This window comes from Pseudoalteromonas sp. APC 3250, from assembly GCF_030407915.1.
Taxonomy (GTDB): domain Bacteria; phylum Pseudomonadota; class Gammaproteobacteria; order Enterobacterales; family Alteromonadaceae; genus Pseudoalteromonas; species Pseudoalteromonas tetraodonis.
The window spans coordinates 1-24,525 of record NZ_JASDCM010000005.1 but is presented as its reverse complement, the minus strand read 5'-3'; the positions used below and the strand labels follow the sequence as shown (position 1 = coordinate 24,525).

Here is a 24,525-nt window from a genome sequence, read left to right as displayed (position 1 = left end):
TTATAAATGCCTGAATTACCAGAAGTAGAAGTTAGCCGCATGGGCATTACCCCCCATGTGCTAAACCAAGTCGTTACTAAGGTAAACATTCATAATGCCAGTATGCGCTGGCCTGTGCCAGATGAGGTATACCAACTTGAGGGGTTGGTGGTTAGCAGTATTGAACGCCGCGCAAAATACTTGCTATTAGAATGTGAGCTTGGGGCGGCTATATTGCACTTAGGGATGTCAGGGAACTTGCGCGTTGTAAATAAAACCGAGCCACTTAAAAAACACGACCATGTTGAGTTTATTTTAGCGAACAATAAGGCGCTTCGTTTAAACGATCCACGCCGCTTTGGTTGTTGTTTATGGCAAGCACCCAATGAAGAGCACAAGCTACTAGCTAAATTAGGCCCTGAACCACTCACTGATGACTTTTTTGCTAAACGTGTTTATGAGCAATCACGTAATAAAAAAGTGCCCGTTAAGCAGTTTATTATGAATAACGCCGTGGTGGTGGGGGTCGGTAATATTTATGCTAACGAGTCATTATTTAAAGCGGGTATTGACCCTCGTAAAGAAGCCGGAAAGGTAAGCCTTAAGCGCTACCAAGCGTTAATCCCAATTATAAAAGACACCTTAGCCGCTGCAATTACTCAAGGCGGCACAACGTTGAAAGACTTTGCCCAAAGTGACGGTAAGCCAGGCTACTTTGCGCAGCAGCTATTAGTGTATGGCCGAAAAGGCCAACCTTGTGTAAATTGCGATACCGAATTAACCGAAATTCGCCTAGGGCAACGCAGCACCGTTTTTTGTGAGGTGTGTCAGAAGTAGAGAATAGCTGTCAGCTGTAAGTTTTCAGCTGTCAGTAAGAATGGTTACTCACTTGTTTTTATTTTTGCTATCAAACTTGTTAGCATTTTTGACAGCTGGACTGTTTCATTTAGCCAAGACTTACCTATGTCGGTATCAATATAGTTAATATCGATGCCAATATATATTTGGGTTCTTGCCTCAGCAAGCGAAGAGCGAGCGATATCTAAAAAGCGTGTTTTTTCTTTATCGCTCTCTCTTGTCATACCCTCAGCTATATTACTAGGAACAGATAAACTAGAGCGTGTTAGTTGATCTCTAAAGTTAAAGTCTTTGATTGGTTGTGTATTTTTATAAATATTAGCGCTAAGGCGGGCTGAACGCTTCCATACCTCTAAGTTTTCAAAGTTCATAATACAAAATCCTTATGCTCAGTTTTTATCCTAGTTGATATTTTATTAACTACAAATATCTATTTTCAGCAAGGAAGTATTTTCTGTTGACTCTAAAGTTATAATTAGCTTTTCTGACCGCTGACCGCTGACCGCTGACCGCTGACCGCTGACCGCTGACCGCTGACCGCTGACCGCTGACCGTTGAGTAATAACTTTTCTTGAGGAAAAAACAACCGGCCGGTAGCAATGTGATTTAAGTGCTGGTATACTCCCGCGTCTGCCACGTTGCGTTCTATGTCCTCATATAGTTTAGCCACTTGTGAGCGGCGCAAAAGTCTAAAACTCGAAGGGGTTGTAGCAAACTTAGAGCGGTAGTTAAACATAACTACCTGTGGTTTTAATTGAAAAACATTGGATTTTTATAAATGAAAACGTTTGTTGCTAAACCAGAAACAGTAAAACGTGACTGGTACGTAGTTGACGCTGAAGGTAAAACTTTAGGTCGCATCGCTACTGAAATCGCTCATCGCCTACGCGGTAAGCATAAAGCTGAGTACACACCGCACGTAGATACTGGTGATTACATCATCGTTATTAACGCTGAGAAAGTTACTGTTACTGGTAATAAATTCAAAGACAAAGTGTACTATGCTCACTCTGGTTTCCCAGGTGGTCTTAAGTCTACTACTTTTGATAAACTTCAAGCTGCAAAGCCTGAAATGATCATCGAAAAAGCTGTTAAAGGCATGTTGCCACGTGGTCCTTTAGGCCGCGCTATGTACCGTAAACTTAAAGTTTACGCGGGTACTGAGCACAATCATGCTGCACAACAGCCTCAGGTTCTAGACATTTAAGGAGCACTATCATGGCAAATCAATACTACGGTACAGGTCGTCGTAAAAGTTCAAGTGCTCGCGTATTCTTACGCCCAGGCACTGGTAACATCGTAATCAACAAGCGCTCTTTAGAAGAGTACTTTGGTCGCGAAACAGCACGCATGGTTGTTCGTCAAGCTCTTGAGCTTGTTGACATGACTGAAAAGTTTGACTTACACATCACCGTTGCTGGTGGTGGTACTACTGGTCAAGCTGGTGCTATCCGTCACGGTATCACTCGTGCACTTATGGAGTTTGACGAGTCATTACGTCCACAACTTCGTAAAGCAGGTTTCGTTACTCGTGATGCACGTAAAGTTGAACGTAAGAAAGTGGGTCTTAAGAAAGCGCGTAAGCGTCCACAGTTCTCAAAACGTTAATTTTTACGTTATCAAGAATTCAAAAACCCAGCTTATGCTGGGTTTTTTGTTTTGTAGCTATAAGATTTTGCTTCAAGGTTCAAGGCTCAAGGTTCAAGGTTCAAGGTTCAAGGTTCAAGGTTCAAGGCTCAAGGTTCAAGGTTCAAGGTTCAAGGCTCAAGGTTCAAGCTATAAATTTGATCTAAGCTTTGTGTCTTTCTTATTTTACAGTTATAAGTTAAGCATGTTTCAGCTGACTGGTTATGTTATGAGGTTTGAAGATTTAAGGGTATGGCAACGTTCAGCCGATTTAGCTTGCGAGATTTATTTACATTTTAAGCAGAGCAAAGAGTTTGGTTTAAAAGATCAAATAACACGATCTGCACTTTCAATTTCTTCAAATATAGCTGAGGGTTATGAACGAGTAACACCTAAAGATTATACTCGATTTTTATCATATTCTAAGGGGAGCTGTGGAGAATTACGCTCTCAAATTTACATTGCATTAAAAATAGGAGAGGTTGATACGACAAAGGCCACTGAATGGATTGAGGAAACTCGTGAGCTTTCCCGTATGATTTCAGCATTGATGAAATCAATCGATGCTTGGAAATAAGAGGTTCAAAATTAATATTCATTCAAAAATATATGAGTATGTTTCGCCTTTCGCCTTTCGCCTTTCAGCTTCAATTTTCCCTTTAAGACTAATGTCGACATTAGCTTGATCAAAATAGGCCAAGTATGCGTATTTATTGAACGAAAGCTTAAAAATGACCGACTAACGCAAAAAAAGTTAAATAATTATCGCAATTAGTTTAAATCCATCAGTTAATTGGTGAATTTTTTTGCTACAATTGGCGGGCAAATAAAGTGAATGAGTTTAATGTCGCCAAATTCAGTGGTTACTGTACTTAGTTGGTGAGATTGTACTTGTTTACAAATTGTTTTTACGGAAGCGATACTATAGTCATTTGGTTTCATACTCGAGCTAACTTAATCAACTATTTGAGCAAGTCAGGATTATTCGAGCAGGAGGCTGTGAATAACCTTGTTTTAAACAAGGGTTTTAATTATGATCGTTTCTCTTTTAAAATTCGAAAAATTAACCTGCTGTAACTGATGTTCTCAATATAGCAAGTGTTGAGAATCATAGTGGAGATAAGTGGATGAGCAATGCGCCTGTAGACAATGGCCGACGTCGCTTTTTAACCATAGCTACCTCTGTTGTTGGTGGTGTTGGTGCGGCTGGGGCTGCTGTTCCTTTTATTGCGTCTTGGAATCCAAGTGAGCGAGCTAAATCTGCGGGTGCGCCTGTAGAAGTAGATATCAGCAAACTTGAGCCAGGACAATTAATACGTGTCGAGTGGCGTGGTAAACCTGTATGGGTTGTATCACGGACCCCAAAAATGCTTGAGCAGATGAAAGAACATGAAGGTCAACTTCGTGATCCGCAATCGCAAGAGCCACAACAATTAGAATCATCAACCAATGATTTCCGTTCATTACGCCCAGAGATTTTTGTCGCTGTAGGTATTTGTACGCATTTGGGTTGTTCACCTAGCTTTTTACAAGGTGGCTTTGGTGAGAAAGTGGAAGGGACTGATGACGGTTTTTACTGTCCATGTCACGGTTCTAAGTTTGATATGGCCGGCCGTGTATTTCAATCGGTACCTGCACCATTAAATTTAGAAGTCCCACCATATACTTTTCTTGATGAGACCACTATTTTAGTGGGCGAAGAACAAGGGGTGGCCTAATGTTTGGAAAAATTGTTGAGTGGATAGACGACCGTATCCCAATGACACGTGTTTGGAACATGCACATTGCACAGTATCCAGCACCAAAAAACTTTAACTTCTGGTACTTCTTTGGCTCACTCGCTATGTTAGTACTAGTTAACCAAATCCTTACCGGTATTTGGTTAACGATGAACTATGTACCATCTGCTGAAGGTGCGTTTGCATCAGTAGAATACATCATGCGTGATGTAGAGTACGGTTGGTTATTACGTTATTTGCATTCAACGGGTGCATCTGCGTTCTTCATCGTTGTTTACATGCATATGTTCCGTGGCATGATCTACGGTTCTTACCAAAAACCACGTGAATTACTGTGGTTATTCGGTATGTTTATTTTCCTAGCCCTAATGGCTGAAGCGTTCATGGGTTACTTATTACCATGGGGTCAAATGTCGTTTTGGGGTGCACAGGTAATCATTTCACTGTTCGGCGCTATTCCGGTAATTGGTGATGATTTAACACTGTGGATCCGTGGTGACTACGTTATTTCGGGTGCAACGCTTAACCGCTTCTTTGCATTACACGTAATAGCATTACCACTGGTTATTGTTATCTTAGTATTTTTACACATTGTTGCATTGCACGAAGTGGGTTCTAACAACCCTGACGGTATTGATAACAAACGTAAAAAAGGAACCGTGGCTGAAGAAGACAAGCCTAAATTTAAGTTCCATGAATACTACACAGATAAAAAAGACATTATTGATGCGATACCGTTCCACCCTTATTACACAGTAAAAGATATTGTGGGTGTGGTTGGCTTCTTAATCTTGTTCTGTTGGGTGGTGTTCTTTATGCCTGCAATGGGTGGTTTCTTCCTAGAAGCGCCAAACTTTGAACCGGCAAACCCACTTAAAACACCAGCGCATATTTTCCCTGTTTGGTACTTTACGCCGTTTTATGCAATCTTACGTGCGATTCCAGACAAGCTAATGGGTGTTGCAGCAATGGGTGCATCTATTGTCGTGCTAGCATTATTGCCTTGGATTGACCGTGGTTCGGTTCGTTCAGTTCGTTACCGTTGTGGTTTCCACAAATGGAACATTGCAGGCTTTGTAGTTACTTTCGTTCTTTTAGGTTGGGTTGGTGCTACACCTCAAACTGACTTTAAAACGCTTGTTTCGCAAATCTGTACTGTGACTTACTTTATGTTCTTCGTACTGTTATTTGTTTACAGTAAGAATGAAAAAACTAAGCCATTGCCTGAGAGGTTAACGAAATGATGAAAAAGCTACTTATTGGTTTATTCGCTTTATCAGTAAACGTATTACCAGCAATGGCGGCAGGCCCGTCAGTTCCTCTAATGGAAGCGGGTAACGATATATCTGATCAACCTTCTTTGCAACGTGGCGCAAAGTTGTTCATGAACTACTGTCTTGGTTGTCACCAAATGCAGTATCAACGTTATGAACGTACTTTCCGCGATATTGGTATTCCAACAGAGATTGGTCAAGAGCAACTTATTTTTGATGGTTCAAAAGTAGGTAGTCATATCAATAATGCAATGAAGAAAGAAGATGCTGCAAAATGGTTTGGTGCGGCTCCGCCGGATCTAACAAATGTTGCGCGTGTGCGTGGCAGTGATTGGATTTATACCTATTTAAAATCGTTTTACAAAGATGAATCTCGTCCGTTTGGCGTAAATAATACGTTATTCCCATCGGTGGGTATGCCACATGTTCTTCAAGAGTTGCAAGGTGTTCCTACTGCAATTACTGAAGAAGTAACAGTAAATGGTAAAACAACCACTCATATTACTGGTACAGAAACAGATGGTACGGGCGAATTAAGTGTAGATGAATATGACCAAGCAGTTCGTGATTTAACGAATTTCCTAGAGTATGTAGGTGAACCTACACGTCTCGAATCGGAAGCGCTAGGTATTAAGGTACTTGGATTCTTAGTGATTCTATTTATCTTGGCATTTATGCTGAAGAAAGAATACTGGAGAGATGTTCATTAAGTTTGAACATATTTAAAGGTAATTTTGCAATAGGGGCTTAAGCCCCTATTGCTGTTTTAGTTATTTAATGGAGGTAGGCATGGCCGTAGCTGCCAATAAGCGCCCTGTAATGACCCTTTTTTCTGGTGCTAACTGTATGTATAGCCACCAAGTACGCATTGTACTTGCTGAAAAAGGTGTAAGTGTAGATATTCATATGGCTGAAAAGGATAATCTGCCAGAAGCACTTCACGAAATTAACCCTTACGGCACAGTGCCAACACTGATTGACCGTGAGCTTGGTTTATATCAGGCAAACATCATCATGGAATACCTTGATGAACGTTTTCCTCATCCTCCACTAATGCCTGTATACCCGGTCATGCGTGGTCGTAGTCGTTTAATGATGCACCGTATTGATACTGATTGGTACAGCCTAGCTGAAAAAATCATTAACAACACGTCTGAAGCAGCGCAAGCGCGTAAAGAGCTGACAGAAGCATTACTTGCAATAGCACCCATCTTTAGTGAAGCGCCTTACTTTATGAGTGAAGAGTTTAGCTTGGTTGATTGTTATTTAGCTCCACTATTATGGCGTTTACCTGAGTTTGGTATTGAGCTAAATGGTGCAGGCTCTAAAGAACTTAAAGAGTATATGATCCGTTTATTTGAACGTGAATCATTCCAAGCTTCTTTAACTGAAGCAGAGCGTGAGATCCGTTTATAATGACCTCTAATCGTCCTTATTTACTACGCGCTTTTTTTGATTGGATTGTTGATAACGAATGCACACCACACTTAGTGGTTAATGCTGATTTTCCTGCAGTGCAAGTGCCAACACAGTTTGTCCAAGACGGCCAAATTGTATTGAACATAAGCCCTTCAGCGGTTACGCAGTTTTCGTTAGATAATTCTCAGCTTAGCTTTAACGCACGCTTTGGCGGTCAGCCAATGCAAGTGTACGTGCCTTTAGGGGCTGTACTTGCAATATATGCACGCGAAAATGGCGAAGGCACAGTCTTTACTGCAGATGAGTTTTTAGAGGACGAAGACGATTTTGCTCCAGAGCTTGAAAGTGTCGATTCATCACCTGAACTAGTTGATGAAACACCTGATCCTAAGCCTGAAAAGAAAAAAGGCTCACATTTACGCGTTATAAAATAACCCTTAAATGTTAGATAAAAACCGCTTAATAAGCGGTTTTTTTATGTCTGTATGAAAATATTAGGTTAAAGGTTAGAAAGGCTCACGAGCGACGAGCTGCGAGAAGCGAGCAACGGGCCTAGAGACTCGAATTAATTAGTTGGGCTAATGGTTGTTGTTTTCTCATTTACTCCTCATTCACTTCTCTTTGTGCAAAAAGATCTTAAAGAGATTTTATTCACCACAGAGGGGGCAGAGCACACAGAGGAAATGATTAAAGACATGTTTTATTTGTCCTGTCTTCTCTGTGTAGCGCGAAGCGTCTCTGTGTACTCTGTGGTAAAAATGTTTTTTAAGTGGGGCTTACGCCGTGCAAGTTTGATTTAAGTTCACGAGCGACGGGCCTCATACCTAAAACCTTGAACCTAATACACACGCGGGGTGAACCCGCTGCTACAGGTATAAAAAAACCTTGCGATGTTAACCGCAAGGTTTTTAAATTTCTCGAACCTCGAACCTCGAACCTCGAACCTCGAACCTCGAACCTCGAACCTCGAACCTCGAACCTCGAACCTCGAACCTCGAACCTCGAACCTGATACTTTACAAATACTCAAACACTTTAATAACGCGCTCTACGCCAGAGATATTACGGGCAATATTAACGGCTTGGTTTGCTTCAGCGTCAGATACTAGCCCCATTAAGTATACTTCGGCATTTTCAGTCACTACTTTTATATTATTACTGCTGATGTTTTCAGCCGCTAAAAGCTGCGCTTTTACTTTTGAGGTTAACCATGAGTCGTGAGTTTGCGTGGTAATACCAATATTAGAGCCAATGCGTAATTGGTTGTGAATTTTACGAATGCCAGATAGGTTCTCAATGGTTTTAAACGCTTGGTTTTTCATTTCTTGGTTAGGAACTTGCCCTACCATTAAAACCACGCCATTAACGCTTATAACGCTGATATGAGCAAACTTATTAAGACGTTCATCTTCACTAATAGCAATGCTGGCTTTTATTTCAATGTTGTTGTCGTCTATTTGCGAGCCAATGGTTCGTCTATCGTTTGCTGCAGTAACAGCACTGGCTGTGCCGGCCACTACAGCAGCAGCACAACCTTGTAATAACACAACGGTGCCTAAAATAATCAGGGAGCGTTTAAACATAATTTTCATCCTGCGGGAAAAGAGTTAAATCTACCAATTCACTTAAACAGTGAAGGTTAACTAAATGCGATTCAATAATGCGACTAGGGCGTTTAGACGGTGTACGTATTTCTACATCGTTGTGCCCAAGTAAGCCAACGAGTTCGCCACCATCATCACCTACCATTACTATGACCTTCATATCTTTGGTTAGTGCCGCTTCTACTGCAGAAATTATATGTTTTTCATTGCCATTAATTGCTAATGCAAGGAGCAAATCACCTTGCTGAGCAAAGGCACGTACTTGGCGTGCAAAGGTATCGTGGTCATCTATTTGATGGCCTTGACCTAGATTAATATTTTCTTGCGAAAGGGTAATTGCAGGTAAGCAAGGGCGCTCTGTTTCGTAAAAGTTTACTAATACGCCAGCCATGTGTTGTGCCAACATGTGGCAGTTTGCTGTGCCGCAACATATCAGTTTATTACCATTGATCAGGCTTTGTGCAATGGTGAATGCCGCTGACTCCAATGCGCTAGGAAGTACTTCACCTGCTGCAATTTGAACTTGAATACTTTCTTTAAAAATTTCTTTTATTGTGTCTTGCATGGATTACCAACAATTAATATCTAATTCTGTGTGAGCTCACACCCGCTTTATTAAGGATGATGATTTTTAGAAGCAGCTTGTTAATTTTTAACTACGCATTAATGCATTTAGCTGTTGTAATAATTGCTCACTCATTTGTATGTGCTCGGTATTAAAATACGTTTTTTAGCCAGTTTATGTGTAGTGATGGCTCGCCTGTTATAGCAACATAATCAATACGTAATGGCTGATTCTTTAAGTTTTTAGCCGCGAGGTAATGATAAATAGTTCGTCTTAATTTTTCTTGCTTTTGCGGGCTTAAAGCATAATTAGCGCCGCCTTTTATATTATTTTTACGAAACTTAACCTCAACAAACACTAAGGTGTCACCGTCTTTCATAATGACATCAAGTTCGCCATAGGGGCAGTAGTAATTACGCTCAATCGCTTTTAAGCCTTGTGCTTCTAAATACTTTTGCGCTTGGCGCTCATAATACTGGCCTTTTTCACGACTATTTTGCCACAGCTGTTTAAACCACGACATGTCGACCCCTTAGTTAATTATGGTTATGCCATCGTTAGCTGATTGCATAAATAGCGGTACAGGGCGTTGTGTTTTTAACTCCACCGGTTTTATTCGGCGGTTGCTGTACTGAGCCCATTGCAGTGAACGTTCAATATCACCGGCACTATTAATCGACAATTTACCGCTCAACCCTGAAAAGTATTTATCGGGTGTAACACTCAATTGTCTAATATCGTTAAGCATGGTAACGGAATCATAAGCCATCGCAAATAAACGTTGGCTTATATCGGCTTGTTCAGGCCATAAATCATTGTATTGCTGACGCAGATTATGTTGCTTAATTTGTGAGTCTAACATCCAAGGCAGTTCAGTAAAGTAGAGTCCGTCTAAATCACCTTTGTCAGTGGTATCTATTTGCTTACTGTGGCTTTTAGAGCTGGCGTAAATAGGAATTCTATCGGCAAAGGTACTCACATTAACATCAAGGTAAGGCTTAATTAATCGGGTTTCAATGGCGTCGCCGAGTATGTAGATGGCATCAATATCTCCACGTGAGCGTGTTTCGCTTTCAACTTCTTTATTAAAAAGTGCTTTAACAGATTTAATACGTTCTTTTGACTTATCAACTTCTAACAAGCTAGTAATCGTATTGGGCATATCTTTGTTATCGTTGTAAAAACCAACTTGCGTGGTTGTTTCACTATAGCGTTGCCACTGCAGATTAAAGTAGTCAACTAAGCGCTGGCCATTGGTATTATTTGGCGCTAGCAACATCGGCTTTTGATAACCCTGTGCTAAAAAGTGCTCTAGCGTTTGCTGTACTTCATGTTCAGGATTAAGCGCAAAAAAGTAATGTTGCAGCGAGGTTCTTTCGCCATCAAAGGTATTTAAATGTAAGGTGGGTATATCGAGTAATGTATTGGTATTAGCGAGCTTATCTATATTGGCTTTTAATAGTGGACCAATAACAAAGTCAGGCTGTAACTGAGAAATTTGTGCGCTCAACGCTTCTGTTTCAGTGTTTTCATCTATAAACAGTGTTTCGTTGATCTCTTTTTTATCAAGCGCTGCCAATATACCGGCTTTTAAGGCATCCCCAAGGCGCTTATTAGCACCTGACTGAGGCAGTAAAACAACCAAACGCTCAATATTAATTGGCGCTAATTCATTAGCATACGTTTCTTGTTTTGGCAGTACATTGTTACCAGGATGCCCCAGGTAACGGCGGCGCCAATTATTAATGGCTTGGTCTAAATCAACCGAGCTGTTGGCGTAAACTTGATGATACAAAGCTAAGTTAACCCAACCTTGTTGGATCACAGAACCACGGTTAAATCGTTCTAATGCGTAAGATGAGAGTTGCTTTAAATTTTTCCAAAGTGCATCACTAAGCTGAGGAATTGAAATAGTGTTTTTAGTTGCAGATTCTGACGCCGCAAAAAAATAGGGTGCAGCACGTTTTGGCAAGTTTTGAGAAGCAAAAATGCTGGCAGTTAAAAATTGGTGCCAGGCAAAATGTTCGGGTTGCTTGAGTTGTCCCTCAAGTGAGTTTAATACTTCAAGTGCTTGCTGGTTTTTATTCTGCTCTTTTTTTGCAAAGGCAATATATAAACGGTTTTGAATTTGATCAACACTGGCAGTAAGTGCAAGTTCGCTACATATTGTTTCGAGTAGCGGCCAGTTTTCTTCCGTAATGGCGCTATCACGGGCACTATAAAGCAGTTGAATTTTATCTGCACCAAAACGGTTTTGCGCTAATTGATAAATCGATTGCGCGTTCAGTGCTTCATTTTTCAGCGTATTGGCACTGCTATTTAAGTTATCGCTGGTTTTAGTTGGTTTTTCGGTTGTGCTACACGCCGATAACCCTGACAATATAATTAATAGACTAACTAGTTTAAGTCGCACAATGATTTCCCATACGTTAACGCGATTTGCTTATATTACTGACTGACGCAGGAGACCTCAATGTTAAATGAGGAGAATTCACAGAAAATTGGCACTCTTTACGTTGTTGCCACCCCAATCGGCAATTATGACGACTTAAGTCAGCGTGCAATCGCGACATTATCGCAGGTTGACTTAATCGCTGCTGAAGACACTCGCCATACTGGCAAGCTACTCAGCCACTTTGGTATTAAGGCTAAAACCTTTGCGTTACATGACCATAATGAAAAGCAAAAAGCGCAGCAAATTATCGACCAACTTAATCAAGGGTTAAATATTGCGTTAGTATCCGATGCCGGCACGCCGCTTATAAGCGACCCTGGTTATGCCGTTGTTAATTTATGCCGTGAGCAGGGCGCACTTGTCACACCTGTACCTGGTGCATGCGCTGCTATTACGGCGGTATGTTGTTCAGGGCTGCCAACCGACCGTTTTCAGTTTGTTGGCTTTACGCCCGCTAAAAGTAAAGCACGCCAAGACTTTTTTATTGATGCGGTTAACTCAAGTATTACCAGTATTATGTATGAAAGTACCCACCGTATTATGGCAAGCTTAGACGATTTAGAAGCAGCGCTAGGTGGTGAGCAGCAAGTGGTATTTGCCAAAGAGCTCACTAAAACATTTGAAACCTTTTTTAATGGCACAGTGACTGAGTTAAAGCAGTTTTTAACTGACGATCCTACTAAACAGCGCGGTGAAATAGTACTCATGCTGCCGGGTAAACCTAAGGTAGTTGACGATATTCCGCCAGAGGCACGCAAAATGTTAGCGCTACTTGAAAACGAAATGCCAATGAAAAAAGCCTGTGGCGTGGTGGCCGATTACTTTGGTATGAAGAAAAACGCGCTGTATAAAACAATTATTGAAGAAAAACAGTAAATGTTTACTGCGTAGTGTGGTGCTCTCATGTATACTGCGCGCCGAGTTAGCCAAGATAATCGCTGCCTGCAACGAAAATGCGCAGGGGGAGGAAAGTCCGGGCTCCACAGGGCAGAGTGCCAGTTAACGGCTGGGGGGCGTGAGCCCACGACAAGTGCAGCAGAGAGAAGACCGCCAATCTTCGGATTGGTAAGGGTGAAAGGGTGCGGTAAGAGCGCACCGGGCCGCTAGTAATAGTCGGTTGCAAGGTAAACTCCACTCGGAGCAAGACCAAATAGGGTTCCTTATGGCGTGGCCCACGTTGGAACCGGGTAGGTTGCTTGAGCCATAGAGCGATTTATGGCCTAGACGAATGATTATCACTTTCTTCGGAAAGGACAGAACCCGGCTTACCGGCTGACTCAAACTCAAGCGTAAGCATCTGATTTATTAGGTGCTTACGCTTGAACCACTAATCTCATGGCACAAAATTTCAAAAGTGTGCCAAATAGTGTGCCAAATAAACTCAATACGTTACTTACACATAGGTAACTTAATGAGACATATCAAACTCCCCGAACACCTCATACTACGGAAAGAGCGTTACTATTTTCGTTATGTTTTCCCTCGCAAATTTATCGGCTCCGATATACGCATTTCACTTAAAACCAAACACCTTCATCATGCTTTAAACTTCCTTGAATTAATCAAACCCGAATTAGATAAACTAAAAATACTTGCGAGTGATCGACACAATATAGATACTGAAACTTTAATCACTCAAGCAAAATGTATCTTAATTCATATGAAGCAAAAACTTACCCATGAGCTAAGCAAAAAAATAATAGCAAAAGAAGAACAACGTTATGCTTCAACTGCGCACTCTGTTCATGGCATTAAAGCAAAGCCGTTAAACAATCACTCACCTACACATTTAAGAACTGCCGCAAACATTATGCTTTCTATTGCAGATGGTGAAACAGGTGAATTATTGGTTGAAGCTTTAAAAAACAATGATTATGAAGTTCTTAATATTTATGTTTTGGTCAGCAAGTACATGGCACTTAAAAATAGTGGTTTAAGTAATGCCGATATTGTAGCTAATAAACAAATCGAAAAAAGTGTTCGTCAACTTGCACGGCAGTTAGATACGTTTTTACTCGCTGGTATGTGTAATAGTTCTGAAGTTGAAACAGATGAAGGCTTGTTTGATGACTGCGATGAAAACGACAACTTTTATGCCGATAATATTGATGCAATAGAAACCCTAAACAAACACGATGTAGAGTTCGAACATGGCTCATTAGAGTATTCAGCATTTAAAAGTATGTTAGAAACATCAAGAAATTTGCAGGCTAAATACTTGGCTTCTTGCTTAACTAAAAACTCAGAGCAAAAACATTTATTAGATTCAATGTTTAATAAAAGCTCACACACCATTGCTGATAGTCAGCCAAGTAAAGAAAAACAACAAACTCAAGGCCCATTATTTTCAGAAGTGTATGCCGAGTTTTTAGATTTTAAAGTAAAGGCAGGTTTAAGTGATCGGCTTGTAAAAGAATATGCTCGCCACTACGACGCATGGTGTTTACTGAGTGAAGACAAACCTATTGAAAGTTATAAAGCGAGTGATATAGGTCGCTTTATTGACCGTTGTTATCAGCTACCTAAAAAGAATCGCGCACCATACAGTAAAATGAGCCTACAAGAGTGCCTAGACTTTGATGTGCCAGAAGAAGACTTAGTTACACCGAAAACAGTTCAAGGCTATTACAAGTGGTTACAGGGGATATTCGCGTATGCTAAAAGAGATACTGTTGAATATATTCAGCATTCACCATGTACTATAAAACGAGACTTTAAACAGCGTATACGTGGTGTTTTTAATAGCGAAGAACTTAAAAAGTTTGAAGCATTTGCAATACAAACAAAACATGCGTGGCAAAAGTGGTCACTTTTATTAGCCATGTACACAGGCGCAAGACGTACAGAGATATATCAGTTAAGAAAACCAGATATCCGTGTTGAAGATGGTATTAACTACATATTAGTAACTGATGAACACGAATCACAACGCCTTAAAACAAGTAACGCTAAACGTAAAATTCCTATCCATAAACGCTTAATCGAGCTTGGCTTTTTAGAGTATGTAGAGCAATCGCAAGAACGTATTCTCTATGAAATAACTTCAGCTGAAAGTATCACTAGTTGGTTTGGTCGTTTAGTTGTGGAGCTTGAAATACCGAGTGTGAATGAGCTAAACGAACTTCGCAGCTATCACAGCTTTAGACATACGTTCATAAGTAATATACGCAATAACCACTCGTTTGACCTTTCACTAATACAACAAGTGGTTGGTCATGAACTTTCAAAAGGTGGGATAACTGATAAGTACACACACGGTGGTGCTAGTTTGAAGAGACTACTAGAAGTAGTCGATAGCTTTAAGTTATGATGAAATAAATTACAATCAATAAAGGACTACGATTAATGAGAACATTACAAACATTAGGACAAGGTGGTTTTGGAACAGTTGAGCTAGTCGAAAATGAGTTTGGAAAAAGGTTTGCCAAAAAAACATTCTCACTAAATCAACCTGGCCAGTATACACCAGAAATGCTCGACAACGTAAAGCGTCGCTTTATTAGAGAGGCAAAAGTCCAATCTGAATTAAAACACAATAACATAGTACCTGTTTTTGAAAGTTCTACTGATAGCGAGCCGCCATATTTTATTATGCAATTAGCGTTTTCGACATTAGGTGATGAGATTAGTAATAGCCGAGATTTAAATGGTAATTATTTAGCAGCATTAATGGATATTATAGCGGCACTAGAAGAAATCCATTCACTAGGTATCTACCATAGAGATCTTAAGCCACAAAATGTACTTAATTTAGGGAGTAATGGTAATAACAGGTATGCTATTAGTGACTTTGGGTTAATGTCTATCAACGATACACAGCTATCGATGATCACCCATACAGGTATGAGGATGGGTTCTGATTTTTACACTGCGCCAGAAATTGTAGCTGACTTGAGAAGAGCTAGTGCTAGATCTGATATTTACTCTTTAGGTTGTATTCTTCACGATTTCGTGGGAACTAGTGATAGAATACCTTGTAATGAAATAAGCGATGACCAAAGTATTTTCTCCGATATCATACGAATCTGTACAAGAAGAGATCCAAACAGAAGGTTTCAGTCCGTAGTAGATCTTCGAGAAGCTTTACTTGAGATTGACTTGAGTAATGAGTATGCACAAACGCAAGAAGCTACCGACTTTATTTCATTAATCGAGTCAGACTCAGAATTGAATCTTACGCAATGGCAAAGTCTTTTTACTTATATTGAAAAGAACTTTAAAGATAACGACGTGAATTTACTATTGGCTAAACTAAGTTTGGCAAGGGTTAATCAAATTCTTGAATTAGGAACAGATTTATCCCCTAAATTCGCATTAAAATATTGCGAATGGGCAAAAAGTGGGAGCTTTGATTTTTCTTTATGTGATGGTATCGCAAATCGATTAGCAGCATTTTATTCTCTTGATGATTTGACATGTAAAACAGAAGTTTTACTAGCACTTTTACATTTGGGCACAAGTCATAATCGTTGGTATGTTGAAAGAAAATTTATGAGTTATGTAAGTGTAAATATGCCGGAAGATATTGCTAAACGCTTCGCTCTAGAAATAAGAGTTCTAGGGAGTAATGCATGCAGAATGTTCGAACATTTACATCACTCAATTAGTATCGATTTAAGTTACTTTCATCCAATTATTAATACTACTCTACATAAGCTTTGTAAATAATAATGAAAAAGTTTTCTCATACCTCAGAGGGGCCAAGAGACACTAATCAAGATCATCTTGGCGTTGCCAAATTAAGATCTGGCGCAGTTCTTATCTGTGTAGCCGATGGTGTAGGCGGTAATAATGGTGGGGAAGTTGCATCGAAATTTGCGGTTAAAAACTTTATAAAATTAGTTGTTGAAGAGGAGGTTTCCTTCATTAATGCTATTAATGAAACCCATTCGTTACTTATTAATTTGGCCGATAAAGATCTGAATTTAAAAGGAATGGCTACAACTTTTACGGCCGCCTTGATTACAGGTACTCATTTGGAAGGAGTACATGTTGGTGACTCAAGAGCATACCTCTTAAGAAATAATGGACTGAAGCAGCTTTCTGAAGATCATTCTGAAGTTGCTAAATACTTGAGAGAAGGCAAGTTGACAAAAGAACAAGCAATTGACTATCCAAGGAAAAATATTATATACAGTGCTCTTGGCTCACAGAAAGACTTAGTAATTGATAGATTCGAGTTTGATCTAAAAGCGAACGATAGAATTATATTAACTACTGATGGCTTTTATAATTCAGTCCATAAGAAGTTATTCAGAGATTTATCTAAGAAACACATTAATATTAAAGAGTTTGGTAACAGCCTAGTTAATCATGTACATAAAGTTGGTGCATCAGATAACTATTCTATTATTATTATTGAAGTTGATTAATGCGAATAAGTCTTAACTTAATCTGTCAGGTTTGATTTTTTGATTTTGATCAAACCTGACAGTCGCATATGTGCCAAAAGCAGCTATTCAGGTATAACTCGTTTCTGCCCCAAAACGTGTTGAGGCGAATGCCTCAAAAGAGCGAATAAGAGACAGTCAGAGTTATCTGGATATCTGGACTTAATTCTACAAAGCGGACGCTTAGCGAACCCGTTCATGCCCTAAAATTGAGTTTAGGCAATCTGCATTAATTGTATAATGATGTCTCTTTGATCACATGGATGGTATTTATGTCAGTATTAGATATGGTTAGGCCTGTTATGGAGCCAGTATGCAAGGCATAGAGTTAGAATCAAAGATAACCTGTCCAGAGTGCGGGTTTAGTAAGGTTGAGATTATGCCTACAAATGCTTGCCAGTGGTACTACGAATGCGAAAGCTGTAAAAAGTTGCTTAAACCATTAAAAGGTGATTGTTGCGTCTATTGCTCTTATGGGACAGTAAAGTGTCCTCCCATCCAAGAAGGGAACAGTTGTTGCTTTGGTAAATAATTCATTCCCCTGACTGCTAAGTGTCAGGGGAAAGCCTTAATGCAAACTGTTTACTTGTTACTTGCTGTGGCTGGTAACTTGGCAGAAATAAGTGCAGCTAAACTAATAAAGATAAATGAAATTGCTAAACAAGCAGCTAACCCGTATAGCTGGAAAACCCAGCCTGACAGCACTGTACCAATCAAACGCCCCATTGCATTTGCCATGTAGTAAAAGCCAACATCTAACGAAACGCCATCGGCATCAGCCATGCTAACAATCAGGTAACTGTGCAGAGATGAGTTAATGGCAAACAGTACGCCAAATACCATTAAGCCAGCAATGAGTGCCGTTTTAACCTCCCAGTTAAAGTGTAACGATAAAGCTATACCTAATGTCACTAATGCCAACAAGCTTGCCCATTTTACGGTTTCAGTGGCAGGAGAAACGCTAGCTTTGAAATTGATTAGCTTAGGTGTCATTGATTGGACAAAACCGTAACCAATCACCCAAAGCGCTAAGAAGCCACCTACTGTCCAATGATCCCATTCAAACACTTGTGACAAGAACACAGGTAGTGCAACCACAAACCAGACATCACGGGCACCAAACAAGAAGAGTCGTGCAGCCGATAAGATATTGATAGAGCGACTCTTTGAGAAGATGTCGGTAAACTTAGGTTTGTTCTTGGCTTTACCTAAGTCGTTTTTCAAAGCATAAAGGCTGTAACACCAAACAAGAGCCAAAACACCTGCCATTAACAACATTGCGCCTTTGAAGGAAAGTAAAGTTAACAGTAAGCCGCCTAAGAAAAAGCCAACGCCTTTCAGGGCATTCTTAGAGCCTGTTAATACCGCGACCCATTTAAACAAGGTGCCTTCTTGTCCTGCGGCAACCAACATCTTAATTGAGCTTTTTGCGCTCATTTTGTTTAAGTCTTTGGCAATGCCTGAAAGCGCTTGTGCAATCATCACATACACAACTGTTAACCATTCAGCAGGAACAGCTAACATCAGCAAGGCGATAGTTTGAATGGCTAAGCCAATGTTCATGGTTTTATTTAGCCCTAAACGGGCACCTAAGAAGCCGCCAACTAAATTAGTGACAACGCCAAATATTTCATAAAACAAGAACAACATCGCAATGCTAAGCGGACTATAGCCTAACGCGTGGAAATGAAGCACTACCAACATGCGTAGTGCGCCATCTGTTAAGGTAAATGCCCAGTAGTTACCTGTGACAACAAGGTATTGCTTAATATCGTCTGATAATGATGTCAAGCGCTTCATAGTGTTACATTACCCTTTAATTGATGATCCGACTTTACGAGCAAGTTCAGCCGTTCTATTAGCGTAACCCCACTCGTTGTCATACCATGTGTACAGCTTCACCTGAGTGCCATTAACGACCATTGTTGATAATGCATCGACAACGCTAGAACGTGGGTCGGTTTTATAATCGATAGACACAAGTGGCTTTTCTTCATAACCAAGAATGCCTTTTAATTCGCCCTCAGCCGCTTCTTTCATCCAAGCGTTAATTTCAGCTTCCGTTGTTGGACGCTCAACCTCAAATACACAATCAGTAATTGAAGCATTCGCAAGAGGCACACGTACCGCATGACCATTCAGCTTACCTTTCAACTCTGGGAAAATATGAGTAATCGCCGTTGCCGAACCTGTAGTGGTTGGGATTAAGCTCATGCCACAGGCACGCGCTCTACGTAAATCTTTATGCGGAGCATCTAGAATCGTTTGAGTGTTGGTAATGTCGTGGATAGTCGTCATCGAGCCATGTTTGATGCCGATTTTATCCAGTAACACTTTCACCACTGGTGCTAAGCAGTTTGTGGTGCAAGACGCTGCCGTTACGATTGAGTGCTGTTCAACATCATATAGATGGTCGTTAACCCCCATAACCACATTAAGTACACCTTCTTCTTTTACGGGTGCTGTTACAACGACTTTTTTTACTCCTTGGTCTAAGTAGGCTTGTAGCAACTCAGTTTTCTTCATCTTGCCTGACGCTTCAATGACCAAATCACATTCAGACCAATCCGTATCATTAATTGCTTTGTTTTGCGTTACACGAATGGCTTGACCATCAATTATCACGTTATTGTCATCATGGGTTACATCATGTGACCAAGTACCATGCACAGAATCGTACTTTAATAAATGTGCTAGCGTTTCTGCATTGCCAGCAGGATCGTTGATTTGCACAAACTCAATGTCTTGCCAACCAAAAGCAGCTCTAAGTGTTAAGCGACCCATGCGGCCAAAACCGTTAATACCAATTTTAATTGCCATTGTTAAGCTCCTACTATTTGAAACTCATTGAAAAAAGAAAGTTGTACTGGGTGTGAGAGCGCTTTAGGGCGCATTTTCTGCACTTGTTTAATAATGTCTGCCTTGTCGTAACCTAGTTCAAACATCAGTAGTCCAATGACTAAGCCTGTGCGACCAGAGCCGCCTTTACAATGCACGGCAATGGTGCCTTGATTGCGTAAGATAGATAGCATGTCATCAAGGTTTGATTTGAACGCTGCTGCAAAATCTTCATTTGGTGCATCGTCATCTAAAATAGGTAACTGAAACCATTTAATACCTTGTGCATCACACACTTGAGGAAGGTCTTCGGCTTCATTCTTGTTCATTTCTGCATCGTACATCAGCGTCACAATCGCTTGTGCTCCAGCATCTTTCAATTGTGTAACCGATGTTGTTAAATCAACGTCTTTTGTTCCGGGGCAAGGAGTAAAGATAAAGCTTGCGCCATTATCAAGTGTTAGTATGTCATATGGATGAGTGTGCATAAAAAGCCTCTTAATTATTCGTTAAACCAATGTTTTGTTCTGTTCACAATCGATACGAGAGACAACATAACTGGAACTTCAACCAGAACCCCAACCACGGTCGCCAATGCAGCGCCTGAATGTAAGCCGAAAAGGGAAATAGCTACTGCCACTGCCAATTCAAAGAAGTTAGATGTACCAATCAAACAAGAAGGTGCAGCAATGTTGTGCTTAAGCTTGAGTCTGACCGCGATAAAATAGGCAATAATGAAAATGCCATAGGTTTGCAGGATAAGCGGAATGGCGATTAGCAAGATATTAAGTGGTTGCTCAATAATGGTGTTAGCTTGAAAGCCAAACAGCAAAACGACTGTTGCCAGTAAACCGATAACAGAAAACGGTTTTAACTTCTCTAGCAAACTTGTGATAGCTGCTTCATCGCGACCTGAGCTGTTTAAGTGTTTTCTAGTCAGGATTCCCGCGATTAAAGGGAGCAATACATACAAAATCACCGAGATAAACAAGGTGCCCCAAGGTACATGAATGTCTGTTACACCAAGCAATAACCCCGCAATGGGAGCGAATGCAAAAATCATGATGATGTCGTTCACCGACACCTGAACTAAGGTATAGTTCGCATCACCTTTGGTTAATTGCGACCAGACAAACACCATTGCCGTACAAGGTGCAACCCCCAGTAAAATCATACCAGCGATGTATTCTTGCGCTGTTTCTGGTGATACAAAATCGGCAAATAAGCCTTCGAAGAACAACCAACCTAAAGCAGCCATTGAAAATGGTTTAATAAGCCAGTTGACCACCAAAGTTAATACCAAGCCTTGCGGATTCTTCCCTACTTCCTTAATGGTTGAAAAATCCACTTGCACCATCATTGGGTAGATCATTACCCAAATGAAAACAGCAACAACTACATTTACATGGGCAACTTCAAGCTTTGCAATAGCTTCAAAAAGAGGTGGGTAAACAATCCCCAGCGCCACACCAGCAGCAATTGATATCGCCACCCAAACAGATAAATAACGTTCAAAAATCCCCATAGTTACATTCCTTAATTACAGCAGCTTGCCACACGCGTAGGACGGTCACCCATCGAGTTTAATCTGGCTAGCTCTTGTTCGATAAAAATAGGCTCATTCACTACCGTTGAGGTGATGGTTTGCTTCATCCACGCTGGCAATGTTGGATTGATCGAATAAAACACCCATTGCTGATGCTTTCTGTCAGATAAAATGCCTGTTTTTCGAAGCTGTGCTAGGTGACGGGACACTTTGGGCTGGCTCTCTTCATCTAATGCAGTCATCAACTCACAGACACACGCTTCACCCTCAACCGCAATGATTAAAAGCGTTTTCAAGCGAATATCATCAGCCAGAGCTTTGTAAAAAGTTGTTGGCGTTATTGGCGCTGGCATTTGCTTTTCTTGTATCAGCAAAAACATTTTGATCCGTTCATTTAGCTCTTGTAGCGTTTTTTCAAACGGGTTGGCATCTCTACGAGAACGAGGCTCAGGGAAATCCCAAGCAAGGCAGTTAGTACCATTGACTCGGCTATCACACTCTTTTGCCGCTTTATCACACAGGGTAATAACAAAATCGAAATGGATATTGCTAACTTCATCAAGGTGTTTTGAGTGTAATCCATCGGTAGGTAACCCAAAGTGCTCGATAGCTGACAAGGTACGACTATCAACACTATTTGGCTCAGTACCAGCACTATAAACCTCGTACTCACCTTTACCATGATGTTTTAGCAACGCCTCAGCCATGATAGACCTAGCTGAGTTTTCAGTGCATAAAAAGAGAACTTTCATGAAATACTCCATAATGAATTTATTATATAATAAATTTATTATGTTATGGTGGCAACAGATATTTTCGAAAAAATGAGTTATGAGTAGTGTTAGTTAGAAGTATAACTGCTAGTACAATACCGCAGTTGGTTAATTGGAGAGCTAAGCCACTGACCTAAATGAATTAGGTAAAACGTCTGTTAATTAGTTTTTATTAGTTGAGCAAAGAATTAAACTGAACGACTCAAAGTGGCACTTTTACGAAGTTCGGCTGTGAGCGATAACCGGTCACTTAGGTGAGTAATCATTAACTTAGTAAGAATAAGAGGAAAGTTTCCTCTTTTTTACATGTTTATATGAGTTACAGAAAGCATAATATTTATAGCTGGCAATCACTAATACTATTTGCTATTAATGTAAGTTCACAAAATAAGGATGTTTTCGCGCTAAAATAGGGAATGGGAAAGTGTCCTCTGATAAAGAAGTTAGGTTTTCAGGCAAGTATCGTGGAATTATCAAAATATAAAATAGAATGGTTGTTGCTGGCTTTTGGGCTGTTATGTATTTCAGTTTCTATATATTTCGATTTATGCTCTATTAACTCCACTACGTGGTTTGCACGTTCAGGCGCTATAGTTGTGCTAGTCGCAGCAATAGTTGAGTTTAGGCTTGCATCCTATTCTTATGAAGATATCTATAATGCAGCCATCCAAACCGCAAGAAAAAAGGCGTCCACGCCATCAGTTTCGGATAATCCAATAGTGAACGGTTTAGTTCAATCAAACCTAACAAAGAAGCCAGAAGCGCCACGTTCAAGAAAAATCCTTAGTGTTGTTTCTCATATCTTTGTCATTCTTGGTACTGCAGTATGGGGCTATGGAGATCTATTGGTTTCGTAAACCTAAAGCCCGCATATGCGGGCGTTAACCGTCAAACCAAATTTTGGAGAATATTAATTATATGGAAGTTAAAACTGAACCAGCAGGTCGCCTTTTCGATATTTTACAAGAAGCTAGAAGTAAGCCAGATCAGCAAAAAGTTCGAAAAGTTTGGGCTGACGTTTTCGGTGTAGATGAAAGTGATACTGGTACAATTCTAAGAATGATTGCTGACTTGATTCAGTTAACTTATAAAACCAAATCTCAAATTGAAGCCTTAGATGATGTAGACCATAAACTTTACCTAAAGCCATTTAATAAAATTGAACGTCTATTCTCTTCTATAAACTTGGAAGCGAATTGGCAGGGTTTGAAAAATTTGATTGATGAACCAACGATTTACGGACTTCAATTTTGCTCAGATAAATTAAACCGAAATTCGAAAATTACAGCGTTAAAAAATAGCGAACTAGATCAAATCAAAAAGTCACTCACAGAACTTTCGGAGATGATTTCCAATTCGTCTTTAGAGCCATCTCTGCAGCTACTTCTTTTAAGAAACATTGAGAGCCTTAGACAGGCATTAATTGCTTATAAAATTAAAGGTATAGATGGTATTGAAACAGAGATGGAATTGAGTCTTGGTTCACTTGTACTTAACAGAGAAAAAGTTAAAGAATCAGTAGCAAAAGATAATTCTGGTGGAGTATTTAAGAAGTACTTAAAAATTTTGGACGGTCTAAATAAAACTGTCTCAACAGCTAAAAAAGTAGACCAACTGACAGGTTTATCTAAGTTGCTGGGTTTTAATGACGGCTAACAAGGGTTTTCAATTCGGACAAATTTTAGTTGGTTTTTTGTTCGTGACTCACTTATCTTAGTCAACTAAAAATTTGCCGCTTAAAACGGCGTTGAGGCTGTAGAATTACTCTTTTTTAAGAAAAACAGCTCGTTTTATGGGTTCCAAATGCATTACCTAATGCTTTAAAAACGCTTAGAGTTAATTACAGGAGCTCGTTTTTTAATTGAATTTGGCTGTTTGAGTTATTCTACAGTCTCGTTAGCTGTAAATAGCTTACAGTGATTCAAAAATAACAATAAAAAAGATTAGGAGGTTAGATGGTACATAAATTGGAAGATGGTTGGAAAGGTGCTAACAATGAGTTTTTCTCAACCCCAGATGGGGCAGTTGACTCGATTAACAAGTTTAGAAACCGCTTTTATGAAGCAGTAGATAAGATCCCTGATGAAGACATTCAAGAAGTTGCACCAAATTTAGTACCAATTGATGCAAGAGCCGCAGTTAAGGATGCGGCAAGGTCGTTATTTGAACAAGGTTACACAAATACAAGTGATGTTATTGCAAACTTGAAGGTAGAGTTGGTGAACTATGGACCTGAATTTATAGACTTTATAGCTCAATATTTACAATCAATCATTTAAATATATAAACAGCTAACAAACAAATCAAAGAAGGACTTGAAACAACTGGCTGTTTGAATCGCCCCGTGTTTGCCAGAGACTCAATAACTTGAGAAACTGGAACTATGAAAAAATCAAATCGCTATACATCAGAATTTCGTGAACGTGCAATTAGGCTTGTTACCACACAACAGCATGAATA

27 protein-coding genes and 1 other RNA gene are annotated in these 24,525 nt (G+C 40.0%); 18 read left to right on the top strand and 10 right to left on the bottom strand.

Features of this window, described 5'->3' with window-relative positions; genetic code table 11:
• Positions 1-6 precede the first annotated feature (6 nt).
• The gene (gene mutM, locus QL986_RS06975) at positions 7-816 is read left to right on the top strand and encodes a bifunctional DNA-formamidopyrimidine glycosylase/DNA-(apurinic or apyrimidinic site) lyase (RefSeq protein ID WP_138561717.1); all 810 of its coding nucleotides are present in this window, start codon (positions 7-9) and stop codon (positions 814-816) included.
• 44 nt (positions 817-860) lie between these two features.
• Here the strand turns inward: mutM and QL986_RS06970 are convergent, their stop codons facing one another.
• Positions 861-1,208, bottom strand: coding sequence for a four helix bundle protein (locus tag QL986_RS06970; protein WP_290191383.1), 348 nt, complete (start codon positions 1,206-1,208; stop codon positions 861-863).
• A 407-nt stretch (positions 1,209-1,615) separates the two neighbouring features.
• Here QL986_RS06970 and rplM point away from each other — a divergent pair, with 407 nt between their 5' ends.
• The 8 genes from rplM to QL986_RS06930 all read left to right on the top strand — a co-directional run bounded on the left by rplM (position 1,616) and on the right by QL986_RS06930 (position 7,329).
• On the top strand, positions 1,616-2,044 hold the full coding sequence (gene rplM / locus QL986_RS06965; RefSeq protein WP_002957960.1) for a 50S ribosomal protein L13: 429 nt from the start codon (positions 1,616-1,618) through the stop codon (positions 2,042-2,044).
• Positions 2,045-2,052: 8 nt separating this feature from the next.
• Positions 2,053-2,445 carry a 30S ribosomal protein S9 gene (gene rpsI / locus QL986_RS06960; protein ID WP_024600778.1) on the top strand — a complete coding sequence of 131 codons (393 nt, stop codon included), beginning with the start codon at positions 2,053-2,055 and terminating at the stop codon, positions 2,443-2,445.
• Between the two features lie 67 nt (positions 2,446-2,512).
• Positions 2,513-3,040 (top strand): four helix bundle protein, encoded by a 528-nt coding sequence (locus QL986_RS06955; RefSeq protein WP_356741852.1) that lies wholly within the window; start codon positions 2,513-2,515, stop codon positions 3,038-3,040.
• Between the two features lie 550 nt (positions 3,041-3,590).
• A complete protein-coding gene (gene petA, locus QL986_RS06950) occupies positions 3,591-4,181 on the top strand; it encodes a ubiquinol-cytochrome c reductase iron-sulfur subunit (RefSeq protein WP_008110867.1) in 591 nt (196 codons plus the stop codon).
• Positions 4,181-5,446 carry a cytochrome b N-terminal domain-containing protein gene (locus QL986_RS06945; RefSeq protein ID WP_008110864.1) on the top strand — a complete coding sequence of 422 codons (1,266 nt, stop codon included), beginning with the start codon at positions 4,181-4,183 and terminating at the stop codon, positions 5,444-5,446. The genes petA and QL986_RS06945 overlap by 1 nt, the downstream gene beginning before the upstream one ends.
• On the top strand, positions 5,443-6,186 hold the full coding sequence (locus tag QL986_RS06940; RefSeq protein WP_008110862.1) for a cytochrome c1: 744 nt from the start codon (positions 5,443-5,445) through the stop codon (positions 6,184-6,186). The genes QL986_RS06945 and QL986_RS06940 overlap by 4 nt, the downstream gene beginning before the upstream one ends.
• A 79-nt stretch (positions 6,187-6,265) precedes the next feature.
• The gene (gene sspA / locus QL986_RS06935; protein WP_013464041.1) at positions 6,266-6,892 is read left to right on the top strand and encodes a stringent starvation protein SspA; all 627 of its coding nucleotides are present in this window, start codon (positions 6,266-6,268) and stop codon (positions 6,890-6,892) included.
• Positions 6,892-7,329 (top strand): ClpXP protease specificity-enhancing factor, encoded by a 438-nt coding sequence (locus tag QL986_RS06930; protein WP_028834446.1) that lies wholly within the window; start codon positions 6,892-6,894, stop codon positions 7,327-7,329. Before sspA ends, QL986_RS06930 begins: the two co-directional genes overlap by 1 nt.
• Before the next feature lie 581 nt (positions 7,330-7,910).
• On the opposite strand, the gene dolP is transcribed toward QL986_RS06930, so the two are convergent.
• The 4 genes from dolP to QL986_RS06910 all read right to left on the bottom strand — a co-directional run bounded on the left by dolP (position 7,911) and on the right by QL986_RS06910 (position 11,476).
• On the bottom strand, positions 7,911-8,477 hold the full coding sequence (dolP, locus tag QL986_RS06925) for a division/outer membrane stress-associated lipid-binding lipoprotein (RefSeq protein ID WP_013464043.1): 567 nt from the start codon (positions 8,475-8,477) through the stop codon (positions 7,911-7,913).
• Positions 8,470-9,063 carry an SIS domain-containing protein gene (locus tag QL986_RS06920; RefSeq protein ID WP_290191382.1) on the bottom strand — a complete coding sequence of 198 codons (594 nt, stop codon included), beginning with the start codon at positions 9,061-9,063 and terminating at the stop codon, positions 8,470-8,472. Before QL986_RS06920 ends, dolP begins: the two co-directional genes overlap by 8 nt.
• 151 nt (positions 9,064-9,214) lie before the next feature.
• Positions 9,215-9,586 (bottom strand): YraN family protein, encoded by a 372-nt coding sequence (locus tag QL986_RS06915; protein WP_058154142.1) that lies wholly within the window; start codon positions 9,584-9,586, stop codon positions 9,215-9,217.
• 9 nt (positions 9,587-9,595) lie between these two features.
• Entirely contained in the window at positions 9,596-11,476 is a 1,881-nt protein-coding gene (locus tag QL986_RS06910) for a penicillin-binding protein activator (RefSeq protein ID WP_290191381.1), read from the bottom strand.
• A 60-nt stretch (positions 11,477-11,536) separates the two neighbouring features.
• Here QL986_RS06910 and rsmI point away from each other — a divergent pair, with 60 nt between their 5' ends.
• The 6 genes from rsmI (at position 11,537) to QL986_RS06880 (ending at position 17,440) form a co-directional block, all read left to right on the top strand.
• On the top strand, positions 11,537-12,394 hold the full coding sequence (gene rsmI / locus QL986_RS06905; protein ID WP_008468384.1) for a 16S rRNA (cytidine(1402)-2'-O)-methyltransferase: 858 nt from the start codon (positions 11,537-11,539) through the stop codon (positions 12,392-12,394).
• Between the two features lie 42 nt (positions 12,395-12,436).
• Positions 12,437-12,802, top strand: an RNA gene (rnpB, locus tag QL986_RS06900) — RNase P RNA component class A.
• A 127-nt stretch (positions 12,803-12,929) separates the two neighbouring features.
• On the top strand, positions 12,930-14,828 hold the full coding sequence (locus QL986_RS06895; protein ID WP_290191380.1) for a DUF3258 domain-containing protein: 1,899 nt from the start codon (positions 12,930-12,932) through the stop codon (positions 14,826-14,828).
• Between the two features lie 35 nt (positions 14,829-14,863).
• Positions 14,864-16,186, top strand: a complete 1,323-nt coding sequence (locus QL986_RS06890) for a serine/threonine-protein kinase (RefSeq protein WP_290191379.1) — start codon at positions 14,864-14,866, stop codon at positions 16,184-16,186.
• A gap of 2 nt (positions 16,187-16,188) precedes the next feature.
• A complete protein-coding gene (locus tag QL986_RS06885) occupies positions 16,189-16,890 on the top strand; it encodes a protein phosphatase 2C domain-containing protein (RefSeq protein WP_290191378.1) in 702 nt (233 codons plus the stop codon).
• Positions 16,891-17,221: 331 nt separating this feature from the next.
• Entirely contained in the window at positions 17,222-17,440 is a 219-nt protein-coding gene (locus QL986_RS06880) for a GDCCVxC domain-containing (seleno)protein (protein WP_081485404.1), read from the top strand.
• Positions 17,441-17,490: 50 nt separating this feature from the next.
• Here QL986_RS06880 and arsJ read toward each other — a convergent pair whose 3' ends face one another.
• The 5 genes from arsJ to QL986_RS06855 are packed head-to-tail and all read right to left on the bottom strand — an operon-like array spanning position 17,491 to position 22,044.
• The gene (gene arsJ, locus QL986_RS06875) at positions 17,491-18,708 is read right to left on the bottom strand and encodes an organoarsenical effux MFS transporter ArsJ (protein WP_290191377.1); all 1,218 of its coding nucleotides are present in this window, start codon (positions 18,706-18,708) and stop codon (positions 17,491-17,493) included.
• A 9-nt stretch (positions 18,709-18,717) separates the two neighbouring features.
• Positions 18,718-19,728 (bottom strand): ArsJ-associated glyceraldehyde-3-phosphate dehydrogenase, encoded by a 1,011-nt coding sequence (locus tag QL986_RS06870; protein WP_016898910.1) that lies wholly within the window; start codon positions 19,726-19,728, stop codon positions 18,718-18,720.
• Between the two features lie 2 nt (positions 19,729-19,730).
• Positions 19,731-20,234: a cyclin-dependent kinase inhibitor 3 family protein gene (locus tag QL986_RS06865; protein ID WP_016898911.1), complete on the bottom strand. Its 504-nt coding sequence runs from the start codon at positions 20,232-20,234 to the stop codon at positions 19,731-19,733.
• A 14-nt stretch (positions 20,235-20,248) separates the two neighbouring features.
• Positions 20,249-21,271 (bottom strand): ACR3 family arsenite efflux transporter, encoded by a 1,023-nt coding sequence (gene arsB / locus QL986_RS06860; protein ID WP_028835005.1) that lies wholly within the window; start codon positions 21,269-21,271, stop codon positions 20,249-20,251.
• An 11-nt stretch (positions 21,272-21,282) separates the two neighbouring features.
• Positions 21,283-22,044 carry a metalloregulator ArsR/SmtB family transcription factor gene (locus QL986_RS06855; protein ID WP_029609889.1) on the bottom strand — a complete coding sequence of 254 codons (762 nt, stop codon included), beginning with the start codon at positions 22,042-22,044 and terminating at the stop codon, positions 21,283-21,285.
• A 485-nt stretch (positions 22,045-22,529) separates the two neighbouring features.
• Between QL986_RS06855 and QL986_RS06850 the strand changes: the two genes are divergently transcribed.
• The 3 genes from QL986_RS06850 to QL986_RS06840 all read left to right on the top strand — a co-directional run bounded on the left by QL986_RS06850 (position 22,530) and on the right by QL986_RS06840 (position 24,344).
• Entirely contained in the window at positions 22,530-22,922 is a 393-nt protein-coding gene (locus QL986_RS06850; protein WP_290191376.1) for a hypothetical protein, read from the top strand.
• Positions 22,923-22,983: 61 nt separating this feature from the next.
• The gene (locus QL986_RS06845; RefSeq protein WP_290191375.1) at positions 22,984-23,721 is read left to right on the top strand and encodes a hypothetical protein; all 738 of its coding nucleotides are present in this window, start codon (positions 22,984-22,986) and stop codon (positions 23,719-23,721) included.
• Positions 23,722-24,020: 299 nt separating this feature from the next.
• Positions 24,021-24,344: a hypothetical protein gene (locus QL986_RS06840; RefSeq protein WP_290191374.1), complete on the top strand. Its 324-nt coding sequence runs from the start codon at positions 24,021-24,023 to the stop codon at positions 24,342-24,344.
• The last annotated feature ends 181 nt before the right edge of the window (positions 24,345-24,525 follow it).